At 68.6% G+C, this 12,254-nt stretch carries 12 protein-coding genes and 2 pseudogenes; 11 read left to right on the forward strand and 3 right to left on the reverse strand.

The window, feature by feature from the left end; translation table 11 throughout:
* Positions 1–39 precede the first annotated feature (39 nt).
* On the reverse strand, positions 40–1,509 hold the full coding sequence (locus tag ABD844_RS39730) for an alpha/beta hydrolase (protein WP_344890210.1): 1,470 nt from the start codon (positions 1,507–1,509) through the stop codon (positions 40–42).
* Positions 1,510–2,174: 665 nt separating this feature from the next.
* Here ABD844_RS39730 and ABD844_RS53450 point away from each other — a divergent pair.
* The 8 genes and pseudogenes from ABD844_RS53450 to ABD844_RS39765 all read left to right on the forward strand — a co-directional run.
* A pseudogene (locus tag ABD844_RS53450) lies at positions 2,175–2,405 on the forward strand (serine hydrolase); the annotation flags it as partial.
* Positions 2,406–2,593: 188 nt separating this feature from the next.
* On the forward strand, positions 2,594–3,073 hold the full coding sequence (locus tag ABD844_RS39740) for a serine hydrolase domain-containing protein (protein ID WP_344890216.1): 480 nt from the start codon (positions 2,594–2,596) through the stop codon (positions 3,071–3,073).
* Between the two features lie 358 nt (positions 3,074–3,431).
* Positions 3,432–4,220 carry a hypothetical protein gene (locus tag ABD844_RS39745; protein ID WP_344890219.1) on the forward strand — a complete coding sequence of 263 codons (789 nt, stop codon included), beginning with the start codon at positions 3,432–3,434 and terminating at the stop codon, positions 4,218–4,220.
* The gene (locus tag ABD844_RS39750; protein WP_344890222.1) at positions 4,208–5,239 is read left to right on the forward strand and encodes an LVIVD repeat-containing protein; all 1,032 of its coding nucleotides are present in this window, start codon (positions 4,208–4,210) and stop codon (positions 5,237–5,239) included. Before ABD844_RS39745 ends, ABD844_RS39750 begins: the two co-directional genes overlap by 13 nt.
* Before the next feature lie 2 nt (positions 5,240–5,241).
* Positions 5,242–5,415 (forward strand): annotated as a pseudogene (locus tag ABD844_RS53455) (hypothetical protein); the annotation flags it as partial.
* Positions 5,416–5,506: 91 nt separating this feature from the next.
* Complete coding sequence (locus ABD844_RS39755; protein ID WP_344890225.1) at positions 5,507–5,977, forward strand: hypothetical protein; 471 nt, start codon at positions 5,507–5,509, stop codon at positions 5,975–5,977.
* A gap of 99 nt (positions 5,978–6,076) precedes the next feature.
* The gene (locus ABD844_RS39760) at positions 6,077–6,478 is read left to right on the forward strand and encodes a hypothetical protein (RefSeq protein ID WP_344890228.1); all 402 of its coding nucleotides are present in this window, start codon (positions 6,077–6,079) and stop codon (positions 6,476–6,478) included.
* Between the two features lie 10 nt (positions 6,479–6,488).
* Positions 6,489–7,442, forward strand: coding sequence for a WXG100-like domain-containing protein (locus tag ABD844_RS39765; RefSeq protein ID WP_344890231.1), 954 nt, complete (start codon positions 6,489–6,491; stop codon positions 7,440–7,442).
* A gap of 17 nt (positions 7,443–7,459) precedes the next feature.
* Here the strand turns inward: ABD844_RS39765 and ABD844_RS39770 are convergent, their stop codons facing one another.
* The gene (locus ABD844_RS39770) at positions 7,460–7,780 is read right to left on the reverse strand and encodes a YbaB/EbfC family nucleoid-associated protein (protein WP_344890233.1); all 321 of its coding nucleotides are present in this window, start codon (positions 7,778–7,780) and stop codon (positions 7,460–7,462) included.
* 230 nt (positions 7,781–8,010) lie between these two features.
* On the opposite strand from ABD844_RS39770, the gene ABD844_RS39775 reads away from it, so the two are divergent.
* The 3 genes from ABD844_RS39775 to ABD844_RS39785 all read left to right on the forward strand — a co-directional run bounded on the left by ABD844_RS39775 (position 8,011) and on the right by ABD844_RS39785 (position 11,627).
* Entirely contained in the window at positions 8,011–8,358 is a 348-nt protein-coding gene (locus ABD844_RS39775; RefSeq protein WP_344890236.1) for a hypothetical protein, read from the forward strand.
* 266 nt (positions 8,359–8,624) lie between these two features.
* The gene (locus ABD844_RS39780) at positions 8,625–9,932 is read left to right on the forward strand and encodes a hypothetical protein (protein WP_344890239.1); all 1,308 of its coding nucleotides are present in this window, start codon (positions 8,625–8,627) and stop codon (positions 9,930–9,932) included.
* Positions 9,933–10,400: 468 nt separating this feature from the next.
* The gene (locus ABD844_RS39785; protein WP_344890242.1) at positions 10,401–11,627 is read left to right on the forward strand and encodes an MFS transporter; all 1,227 of its coding nucleotides are present in this window, start codon (positions 10,401–10,403) and stop codon (positions 11,625–11,627) included.
* Here ABD844_RS39785 and ABD844_RS39790 read toward each other — a convergent pair.
* The gene (locus ABD844_RS39790; RefSeq protein WP_344890245.1) at positions 11,533–12,189 is read right to left on the reverse strand and encodes a SixA phosphatase family protein; all 657 of its coding nucleotides are present in this window, start codon (positions 12,187–12,189) and stop codon (positions 11,533–11,535) included. The genes ABD844_RS39785 and ABD844_RS39790 overlap by 95 nt on opposite strands.
* Positions 12,190–12,254: the final 65 nt, after the last annotated feature.

The raw sequence follows: 12,254 nt of genomic DNA on the forward strand, positions 1-12,254 counted from the left end.
ATCGAGGCGTGGTGCACCGGGCCCTAGACGCTCAAAAGCTCAGTCGGTGCCTGCTCTTCGGGGCGTGCTCGGGGGTTGCGCCTCCGGGCAGCGGACCCCGTTGGCCGGGACCGACTGCGAGATCAGGTAGCGGTCGATCGCGCCGATGGTGCACTCGCTGCGGCCGTACACGCTGTGCCCCGAGCCCTCGTAGGTGAGCACGCGGGCCTCGTCACCGATCTGCTCGGCCGTGCTGAGCGTCCACAGGTAGCCGGTGGCGGGGTCGTTCAGCGAGGAGGCCAGCAGGATGGGCGGGGTGGCGTCCACGCGCAGCCGGTGCTGCGGGTTGGGAATGGGCGTGGGCTGCCCCAGGCAACCAGCGATCCGGCCCAGCGCGGGCGGGCTGTATCTCATGTCCCTGGCCAGCGGCGCCTGCCGGCGTAGGAGCGAGGCGTACTTCGTGTAGTCGGCGACCGGCAGGTGGAAATCCTGGCAGAACACCGGCGTGCTGACCCTCACCTCCTCGTTCTTCTCGGCGCTCGCCACCGGGTATGGGCCGCCGGTGTCGATGGCCACCAGCAGCTCGGCGAGCTGCGCCCAGTTGGGGTTGTAAAGTCCGGCGAACGCCGTGTCCACCAGCTCGTAGGCGCCCAGGGGCACATCCGGCAGACCCGGCTCGTGTAGTTCCCCGCGGTCGGCCCGCTCAAGAAGCCTCTTCCAGAACGCTCGGACGTCCTTGCCGTTCAGCGCGCACGACGCTGTTGCCTCACACCAGGTGACGAACTGGTCGAACGCCCCCGCCGTCTGGCTGGCCGTGGTGCTCAGGTAGCTCGCAGTGTTCACGCTGTGGTCGAAGTTCGAGTCCAGCGCGAGCGCCCTGACCTTGTCGGGGAAGCGCTCGGCGTATGCCTGGCCGATCAGGGTGCCGTGCGAGACGCCGTAGTAGGTGAGCTTGCCGTCGCCCAGCGCCGCCCGAAGAGCCTCCACGTCACGCGCGACGTCGAGCGAGCTCACGCGGTCGTACAACGGTCCGGTACGCGCCCGGCAGTCCTCCCGCAGCCGCTGGTTGAACGACACCCAGGCGTCCATGTCCGTCTGGTTCTTGATGAGCGGGTGTGGACGTTCGCGCACCAGCGCTGCCGAGCAGACCACCGGATGGCTGCGTCCCACCCCGCGTGGATCGAACCCGACGAGGTCGAAGCGGCCGCGAAGCTCGGCGCTGAAGTAGCTGCTGCCGTGCACCACGAAGTCGACACCGGATCCGCCAGGCCCGCCGGGGTTGACGACCAGGGAGCCGACCCGGGCGGCCGGCATGGCGGCCTTGCGCCGCGCCACCGCCAGGTCGACGGTGGCGCCGCCGGGGGTGTCCCAGTCGATGGGCACCTTCAGCGTGCCGCATTCGGCGGTCGTGTCTTCGGGGCACGGTGCCCAACTGATCGTCCGTGGGGAAGCGGCGGCGCTGGCGACTCCTCCTGGGATCAGGCTGATGACCAGGGACGAGACGGCTGCGAGCAAGATGTGACTCTTCATAGATCCTTCGTGGTCAACGACGAGACGGGCTGGTGACCCCACAAGATCATGCGACCACCCACATAACCCCGCCATAACCACCGGCCTGTCCACCAGCCATCGCATCATCGCCATCAACTGCGGCGGACTCGGGCTCGAGGCGTCGGACCAGCCGACACCGCGCGAGTTGACCAGCAGGGTCTTGCAGGCGATCAAAACGGTGTTGGCGATCGAGGAGCAGCGGGCGGCTGCTCGGGCTTAATGCGCCGGTGAAACAGGAGCTCGGCGGCGATGTGCCGGTGACGTACAGCTTCGAGGGCGTCAACTTGGACGAGTTGCGCTGAGCGGGCCGCCATTGAAGCCCAAGCATGCGGCCTGCCTGTCTTCTACCAGCTCGTTCCCGGTCTCGTCGACACCCTGGCCGACACAGCCCTGCCCCTCGACTTCACCGCCCCTGCCGCTCTCACCACGACCCTGAACCAACTACGCCACGACCATTCCCTGTCGGCCGATCTACGATCCGCCGGATACACCAACGCCCGCCGCTACCCCATCAGCACCACCGCCACAGCACTCACCGACCTGGGCAACCAGATCATCTGACCCTTCACACCGCGCCGCTCGCCATCCACAACCATCGTCCTCACTACGCTGACCATCGCAACACACCGGCAGAAAGGCATCCCATGACGCCCGAGCGGGACCGCATCGAACACCTCCTCCGCGAAGGCGTCCGCAACAGGGTCTACCCCGGCACCGTCTGGGCTGTAGGCGACGCCGACGGCACTTACATCAGCGGAACCTGCGGCCTGCTCGACCCCACCGATCCCGACCACCCGATGCGGCCGGACACCGTTTTCGACGTAGCCAGCCTCACCAAGATCCTCGCTGTCTGGACGGTCATCGGCGCCCTCTGGGAAGAACACCGCCTGAACTTCCACGACAGGCTCTCCGCCCTCATGCCCCACCTGGACGGCCACCGCCCACCCGGCCAAGCCGTCGAATACACCGACCGCGCCGCCCTCATCCTCGGCTTCCTCGCCGAACACCTCACCGGCACCCACTCGACCAACTCGCCCAGACCCGCGTCTGGCAACCCCTCGGTATGGCCACCACCCGCTTCGGGCCACTACCCGCACACCTCGTCGCACGCTGCGCCCCCACCGAACACGATGAGGAAACCGGACACCACCTCAAGGGCACCGTGCACGACTTCTCCGCACGCCTACTCAACGGCGTCTGCGGCATCGCAGGAGCCTTCTCCACCCTGGGCGACCTCGCGACCTTTCTCCGGTACCTGCTCAAACCCAGCCCAGTCGCCGATCAACCCGGACTCGGCAGCGCCTGGACACAAGCCGGCCGTCCGGGCACGCGCGGCGGCCTGTCGCCGCCGATCGTCAGTAGCCTGGCGCTCATCAGCGCCCACGAAATGATGATGTGCCAGACCGCCGGCCTTGTGCCTGCCGATAACTACGTCCGTCCAGGTCATGCCCCTATGAGGGCTTCGCGTGGCGTACGCGAGTCCTTGCCCGGTGCCATCAGATCACCGTTCTTGAACGGCGGCCCGGCGCTGACACCCAAGTGAGACTCACTCCAGAGGTCAGGGCCTTCCTCGCCGCCCTCCTGGCATCGTTGCCGTGCGAGGTTCTGTGCCGGCTGCGGCTTCTCGTTCAGCCGGATACCGTCCTGCGCCGGCATCGCGATCGGAGAAGACGGCGTCATGTGCGCCGCGGGGAGCCACCGGCAACCTGGGCGGCGGCCCGAGACTGCCTCCTCATAAACCCGCTGGCGACGCGCGTGCCGGGATATCCTGACCAGAATGCCGTTGCGGTGCCATCCCTCTCAGGAAGGGTGACGTGAGGTATTCACGACGTAAGAAGTCGCCCCCTCGCAGGCCGCAGAAAGGCCGGGCAACCGTGCGGGGAAAGGGATTCTGGGCTGCGGTGATAACGGCGGTAACCACCATCGCCGTCGGTGTGGCCACAGGTCTGGGCACCTCTGCCGGTCAGAAATTCCTCGGCCTGGGTGAGAACAAACCGCCCGCCCCCATCGGCCCGCCGATCAAAATCACCAAGGTCACCCTGGTGCCGCGGGACACCGACCAGACCTGGGTCTTTCCCGACCCGCTGAGCGAGCAGGCGCTCGACAAGATCAATGGCGAGTACGCGGCGTTCAAGGATCACGACGAGATCCTGCGTTCAAGCGGAGCCGTCGAGACCGGTGTGTCCACGGTGGAGGTGGAGGTGGAGGGAAACCGCGCCAAGGACGTACGGATCACTGACATCGCCGTCGTCCCGCGATGCCAGGCGCCATTACGCGGCGCGCTCTTCTACTTCCCGCCGCAAGGAGAGACCGAGACCGTTCAGATCGGCTACAACCTCGACAGAAGCCCCTCGATCGGGCAATATCCGAAAAAGGCCGAGACCGATCCGCATCCGCAACTCACGGGCAACTACTTCGCCGACCAGAAATACATCCTCAAGCTGGCCGAGCAGGCGACGTTCCGGCTCTCCGCGGTGACCCGCGGCCAGTACTGCGAGTACCACTTCGACCTGAAATACATCGCGGACGGGAAACCCAACTCCCTGCTCATCAACAACAACGGCAAGGATTTCCGCGTGTCGGCGCTGATCGAGAAAGACCGCACACTCGACTGTTCCGCCTACGGGCAGCGATACTCGCCTGGAGATCCGGGATGGAAAAGCATGGACACCTCGTCATGCGCCGGCTGATCGCCGCGGTGCTCGCTGTCACGACGATCGCCTCGTGCGCGGCGGACAAGCCTGCCGCCAAATCCACGGCCGCGCCTCCTCGGGACTTCCGGGTGACACTTCTGCGCGACGCGGTCTACCACGGTGTGGCGCTGAGTGCGGGCGCCGAACGCGCCGTCATCAGTTCCGTGAACCTAGAGGCCAGGCCGCCGCGCGGTTCCGTGGCAGTCTGGGATCTGAGTGACCCGATGCGTCCGCGTTCCTCCCCGCTGATCCCCGACCGGGGAGGCACGGACGTCGAGGTGGCTCTGAGCGGGGACGGCAAGCACGCCGCCACCTTCACCATCCTGGGGCAGTTGACCCTCTGGGATCTCACCGACCTCGCGAAGCCCTCCTCACGAACACTCACCGACAAAGGATTACGGGACTTCGCACTCAATCATGACGGCCGTTACGCCGTGTCCAGTGGCGACGCGGGCGTTCACTTCTGGGATCTCACCGACCCTGACAGACCACGGAAGCGCCGGCTTCTGGCTCGCGGCAAATACGATGACAGCTCCTACGCGGTGGCGCTGAGCGGCGATGCCAGGCGCGCCTTGGTCAGCCCCGTCCTGAAGTACAACGGGGGTGAAGTGACCCTCTGGAATCTGTCCGACCCCACGCACCCGGAGGCGTACGTGTTGCTACGCAACGTCGACGATTACGCCGCCAACTCCGTCGCGCTCAGCGGTGACGGCAATCATGCGCTGATCGGTTTCCACCGCTGGACGACGTACGAAGACCTCATCACCTATTGGGACCTGCGTACGTGGGACAAGACCGAGCTGAGACCGATGACCGGCTGGAAGATCATCCCAGAGGCCATGGAAAGCGCCTGGCATTGGCAGGTCTCGCTGGACCAGTACGGGAAACGCGCGCTCATCGCCAAGACCTCCTACGTGCCGGGGCCCGAAGGACCCCCCTACACCTACAAGAGCGATGTGCGGTTCTGGGCACTCGACAGCCTGGGTGGCTTCGGCAGGTTCAAGCTCACTCCTTGAGCGTGTTCCTCGCGGTTCAGGACATCGGTAGCCTCACATCCGGCTTCATCCTCCATCGTTGGAGGGCCGAGCTCGTCCGGCAGGGCACGATCGGCGAGGTACGCGCGATCTGGTGCCGCCACTTCGTCGGCCACGGCGGCGACTACTACGTCAAGGACTGGCACGCCGACCGCCGCCGCACCACCGGGCTGCTGCCGCAGAAGGGCGCGCACGACATCGACGTCATCCACTGGGCTCAGCGGCGCGCGCACCGAACTCGTCACCGCCATGGGCGGTCTGTCGGTCTACAACCGCGTCACCGACCGGCGCACCGACGGCCAGGAGAAGGACGAGCGCTGGTTCGACCCGGCACGCAACTGGCCTCCGCTCACCCAGAGCGGGCTCAACCCGGTCGTGGACGTGGAAGACCTGTCGATGATGCTGATGCACCTGGACAACGGCGTCCAGGCCAGCTACCAGCAGCGCAACTACACGGTGATCGGCACCGAGGGCCGGATGGAGAACTTCGGCGACCATCGGGGCGAGAGCGTCATCCGGGTGTGGAGCCGCGGACGCCGCGACTACGACGCCGACGGCGACCTCGTGCTGCCGGTACGTGAGCGGGCCGGCGGCCACGGAGGAGCCGACCGCGCGCTGATGAGCGAGTTCCTGCGCTTCACCTGGCACGGCGGAGCCACGGAGACCTCCCCCGCCGGGACGCCCGCGCGACCGCCGCACACCGGCGGGCGGTACGGGTAGGTCGGTCACAGAGTCCCCAACGGCAACAACAGAGTCATTTGTACGAAATGAGTAGTTCCGAGAATGGAGGGCGGAAGACGGCTACGGGAGGGAATCGCCTTGGAGATCAACCACTCGATCATGCGGAGCAGCGGCGAGGACCTCCATGCCGAAGGCGGCGAGTTCAGCCGCGGTGTCAGCGGGCTGCTCACCAGCCTGGACGCCCTCCTCCCCTATTTCGGCAACGTGGCGACCGACGAAGCCGCCCAGACCTTCCGCAGAGGCGCCGACGGCTATCCCGGTTTCGACGCCGCGTACGACGACCTGAGCACCGCCCTGCACAACCTCGCCAGGGCGTACCAGGACATCGGAGCCGGCGTGGTGGCGATGAGCGACAACGTCAAGGCGGCCGACTGGGCCTCCACGGTCGATACGTACGCCTCCGTCGGAGAACTCGTCGAGTTCGCCAGGCGCGGGGACGACGAGATCGCCGTTCCCACCTCCCCGGTGGAACTGAGCTGAGCAGGCGAACATGCCCGTTGGACTCGCGACCAAGGTCGCGCTGGGCGGCATGGCCGGCGCCGGCATGGCAGGCGCGCTGGCGCCTGAGTTCCTGTTCGGCGTCTCCTACCTCGAAGGCGACCCCGAGAAGATCCGTGCGGCGGCGGACGTCCTCGACGAGATCGCCGACGCGATCGACCGACACTTCCATGACGCGAACGACGCCGCCGAACGCGTCTGGAGGAACTGTTCCGGCCCGGCGGTCGACGAGTTCGGACGTTTCTGGGCCGAGGACTTCGGCCTCGCCGTTCTCGCGGTCTCGGTCAAGCACCGCAGAGCAGCGGCCGCCTGCCGCGCCTACGCGGACGTGGTCGAGGACGTCAACCACGCGATCAGGATTCTGTGCTGGATCATGACGGTGGACATGATGTTCACCATCGGATATCAGGTACTCACCTGGAAGCTCCTACAGGCGATCATGAGGAAGAAGGCGATCCTGTTCAAGCTGTCCGCGCGTCGCTCGGTCGCCCTGGTGCTGCCCACCTTGGCCTACTACCTCGCCGACAGCACGGCCTACGCCTTGGGCCAGGTGGCGATTCCCCTGGGGTTCAACCTCGCGGGCGGCATCGAAACCGACCTGTCCGGCAACGAGGTCAGGGCGGTCGACCACAACCTCATCGTGTTTCTCCAGCACTTCGTCGCCAACATGGCCTTCGACGGCGTCGCCGACGGCGGCACGGCCCTGATGTCCAAGGTGCCCGGCCTGCGCGCCCTCGGCACCACCTACCATCTCCCGAACGGCATGGCCCTCAACACCGGCAGCTTCGTTCCGCGCGTGGCGGCCTCGACCACGTACTCGATGGCCATCGACGCGCAGCGTGGCGACAATCCCTGGTTCGGCGCCGAGAACGGTCTCACCAAGGAGGAGATGTACCAGAAGTTCCTGATCCACGGCACCCGGAGCTTCATTCCCCGGCTCAAATGATTGCCTGTCCCGGCCGCCTACCGTCCGTTTTCGAGGTAGGGCCGCGTCACCTCCATGAGCCGGCGCGCCGCATCCTCGGTGGCCGTCTGTGACAACTCCACGATCACCTCGGACAATTCCTGCGACCCGATCTTCATTGCCCTCGGATCGATGTGTAATCCGACCAACTGCCCCGACGACGAAACCCGCACCCTGATGTTGCCGTCCTTGCTCTCCGCCTCTCCGACGACGTCCTCCACCCGGCGGATCACATCAGAGAATTCCGCGGAGTTGGCCTGAAACTCCGAGATCAGTCGATCGAGCTCGAGATCGCCGGTTTTGTCGTCACGTTCCATCATAGAACATCATTTACCCCATACAGCACATAAGTAGCAATAGCACCCATACAAGTATTCAGCGTCCCAGAATTTCAAGACACGCGCCGGGACTTACAGATCCTGAAGGCGGTGCAACCGCGCCGTGGTGCTGGAGAGCGCCTGCGATATCTCCGCTGAAATCACTCCCTCACGCCCGGTGCATGCGCGAGCATGGCACTGGTAAAGGCGGCGTCCTGCGCGAGGGAGACGCGATGGGCTCTGAAGCGGCATCCGAACCATGGCAGGACGGGTTGGCGCTCGTCTGCGAGCAGGGCGATCGGATCCGGGCCGACCTGGGCGCGTCCGGCGGGCTGGTCGACCGGGTGGTGGCGAGTGCCAGGGCCGGGCACGACGTGAAGGACCCGCTCGACGCGCTGCACCAGGCGATCATGGCGACCGGTGACGTGCTCGGAGTGTACGGGCACGCGGCGCGGCACCACGGCCCGGCCGTGGCGGGCATCCACCGAGCTGCCGATACCCGACCCGATCCCGGCGTCCTGCGCGGAGCTGGCACAACCGGTGGCCACCAGGCTGCTGGCACGCGCGCGGGCGTCGGATGACCAGGCTCTCACGGCCATGTTGCCGGACATCGCCCGGCGGATCGTGCACGCGCCGCGGCCCGGCCACGCGGGCCGGCATCAGGCGGTCCTCCTGCTGGCGCTGGCGCAGTGGGCGAACTACGAGCACACCGTCTCGATCGCCCCGCTGAGCGCCGCGATCGAGACGCTGGAGGGTCTGGTGGCGACCCTCTCCCCCGACGATCCCCGGCGGGCGGACCGGCTCCACCTGCTCAGCACCTTCTACGCGACGCGGTACGAGCAGACCGGTGGGCGTCGCGGACCTCACCCCAGCCGTGGCGACGGCCCGGTCCGCCGTCGACGCCACCGACGCCACCAACGTCACTCCGGACGACCGCGTGAAGCGGGCCCGCTACCTGGAAACGCTCGCCACGGCGCTGACCCATCGCTGCGAGGGCACCGGCACGGCCGCCGACCTCGACGAGGGCATCCGCCTCGGCCACGACGTGCTCGCTCTCGCTTCGGCGGGCGGCCCGGAGCACCGGAAGTCCCTGCAGACACTGGCCCGCAGGTTCCATCACCGGTTCGAACTGCGCGGGGCGCCGGCCGACCTCGACCAGGCCGTCGAGCTGGCCCGGCGTGCGGTGGACGGGTGCCCCGAGGGGCCCGAGCAGGCGGAGCACCTGACCGTGCTGTCGGGCGCGCTGGCCGCCCGGTCCGTGGCCACCGGCTCGCCGACGGACGTCGACGCCGCCGTCGAGCACCAGCGGACGGCCCTGCGGCTGGCCGGCGACGAGAGGACCCGCACGGCCTTCCGGTCCGAGTTGGGCGCGCGGCTACGCCTGCGCTTCGAGCGGACCGGTGCCGTGACCGACCTCGACGACGCCGTCGTGGCGTGCCGGGCCGCGGTGGACGCGACCCCCGGGGACCATGCCGATCGTGGCGACAGACTGCACCAGCTCGCTCTCGCGCTGCGCCTGCGGTTCGAGCAGGCGGGCGCGCTGGCCGACGTGAACGAGGCGGTCAAGCTCGCCGAGACCGCCGTGCAGGCCACCCCGTCAGGGCACAAGAGCCGTCCTGGACGCCTGGCCGGCCTGGGCGCGGCGTTGCTGGCCCGACACGCGCGGACGCGGGCCGCCAAGGACCTGGACGCCGCGATAGGCCATCTGCGGGCCGCCCTCGACACCACGCCCTCGGACGACCCCCATCGCGGCCGAGTCCTGCACGACCTGGCGCGGCTGCTGCGGGCGCGCGCCGCCCACGCGCCTGACCCGGCCGACCGGGCAGCGGCGGTCGCGGCGTACGAGGCGGCGGCCGGATCCACCTCTGCCGCTCCTTCCGCACGGGTCAGCGCCGCGGTCGAGGCGGCGGCGTTGGCGGGTCGGTCCGAACCGGGCCGTGCCGCGGCGATCCTGGAGGGGGCGGTGCGGCTCCTGCCGGACGTGGCCCCGCGCCACCTACGGCCGAGCGACCAGCACTACGCGCTGAGGGGCACCGCCGGGCTCGCCGCCGACGCCGCCGCCCTGGCTCTGACCAACCAAGCCATCCGAGCCACCCGCAACAGATACCCCGCCCTACCTTCACTCTGGGCGGCCTATCTACACGCCGGCGCCTGACCAGGCCCGCTCAGCATGCACCGGCGCCGCTTTCTTCTTGGTCAAAATCCTGATGGCCGAAATCCTGATGCTTGTCGGCGCTTGAGTCGGACGTCGGGTTTCGAGTGCCGGTGAGGGCTGCGCGCTTGCGCCGTGGGCGAAGACGTTCCGCTGTGGGCGATGAGAGGGTGCCACGCGCGGGGCCCAGGGGCGATCGTGGAGGGGCGGGGCGGTCGAGCGGAAAGGGGTGCTCGCGCGATGGCGGTGGTCGAGGTGCTGGAGCCGGGCGAGTCGCGGTTACGCCTGGCCGCCGGCCTGCGTGTCGACGCTGGTCGGGCGCGTGCGCCGAGCCAGGGAAGGCAGAGGGCCGACCTCGCGCGACCCGTACCCGGAGAAAGCGGAGGGCTGACCTCGTGCGACCCGTACCCGGAGAAAGCGGAGGGCTGACCTCGTGCGGCTCGTACCGGGGAAAGGCGAAGGGCTGACCTCGTGCGGCTCGTGCCGTTCCGCGTCAATGTGACGGCGCTGCGAGACCCCGCCTTCCGGCTGATCGCGTTGGCGCAGATCGCGTTCGTGATGGGCGAGCAGGTCCTCGCGGTCGCCGTCACCGTCTCGGTGCTCAGCGCCGGGGGTGATGCGGGCGCGGTCGGTGTCGTGCTCGCGGCCAAGGGCATCGCTTCGTTGTGCCTGCTCCTGGTCGGAGGAGTCTGGTCCGATCGCCTGCCGCGACGGCGGATCCTGACCGTCATGCTCGCCGTGGACGCCGTCGCGGCGGGCGTCCCCATCGTCGTGGCCGGCCGCAGCCCTGTGGTGTGGCTGCTGGCCGTCGTCCTGTTCGCAGTCGGCGCGGCGGAGGCGTTCATCCGGCCCGCCCTGAACGCCATCCTGGCCGGGACGCTCGACGAAGGCCGGCGGGTGTCCGGCCGCGCCCTGGTCAACATCTGCACCCGGACCGGGGTGATCGCCGGCCCGGTGACCGGCACGCTGCTCGCGGGCGGCAGCGTGGCCCTCGCCTTCGTGCTGGCAGCGCTGTTGTTCGCGGCCGGCGCACTCGCCTTCCGGCGGGTCGCGGAGCCGTCGTGGACGCCGGTCGCCCGCCGTTCCCTGCTCAAGGAGGCGATGGCGGGAGTCTCCGACGCCGCCCGCCGGCCGTGGCTGGCGGGCCTGCTCCTGTTCTCCCCGGTCAGCCTCATGTTCGTGATCGCGCCCAGCCAGGTGCTGCTGCCCGTGCTGAGCCGGGACGCGTTCGGGTCCGACGCGGCGTACGGTACGGCCCTGGCGTGCTACGGCGCCGGTGGGCTGGTCAGCAGCGTCACGATGATGGCGTGGCAGCCGCGCCGCCCGGGGATCGTGGCCATGTGCTCGATGGCGTCGTATGCCCTCGTGCCTCTCGGCCTGCTGTACGCCCCTTCGGTCTGGGTGCTCTTCTGCTGCTACCTCGTGGCCGGCTTCGGCGTGGAGACCTATGCCCTCTGCTGGGACGTCGCGATGTATCGGGAAGTGCCCGACCAGTTGATCGGACGGGTCACCTCGCTGGCCTGGCTCGCCACGTTCGGCCTCATGCCGTTCGGTCAGGCGGTCACCGGGCCGCTGGCGGCCCTGGCCGGGAACCACGCCGTCCTCATGGGCGCGGCGGCACTCGTGCTGGTGATCCCGCCGTGCTTGCTCCTCGTCCTCGGGATGACCCGGCTGCGTGGGACGCGCCCGCCGAGGTGAGCCCGCGGGCGACCGCCAGAAGGGCAGGCCGGGTGGCCGCCGGCGGCCTTTGGCCGATCAGGAGTGCAGGGCCCAGAAGGCGACCAGTTCGGCCGTACCGTGCTCCACGGCCTTCCAGGACCCGGTGAAGGTCAGGACCGCGATCGCGGCGGTGGGGAAGCCGTACCGGTTCATCCTGGCCGGCAGGTCGCCCTCCGCCTCGCCGGCCAGGGCGTCGGCCGATGCCGGGGTTGCCGCCGAGCACGACGAGGTCGCCGACGTCGTCGGGGGTCTCGTTGATCAGGGCGATCAGCTCGCCCAGGTCGGCCTCGTACAGCCGTTCGTCGTAGACGGTCCTGGGACGCCGCGGCAGTTCGGCCGCCACCAGCTTCCAGGTCTCCCGCCCGCGTGCGGCGGTGGTGACGAGTGCGAGGTCCAGGTTGATGCCCGATCCGGCCAGCCATCGTCCCGCGGTGGGCGCGTCCTTGCGGCCGCGGTCGGCCAGGGGCCGCTCGTGGTCGGCCCCGTCGTTCCAGTCGGCCTTGGCATGACGCATCAGGACGATCCGTCGGGGCGTGTCCATCGCCATCGCTTCCTACCCTCGGTAGCTATATGACCACATAGAGATACTTCGGGGAGGTGATGCCC

Origin of the sequence: Nonomuraea antimicrobica (assembly GCF_039536965.1) — a bacterium.
Classification (GTDB): Bacteria; Actinomycetota; Actinomycetes; order Streptosporangiales; family Streptosporangiaceae; genus Nonomuraea; species Nonomuraea antimicrobica.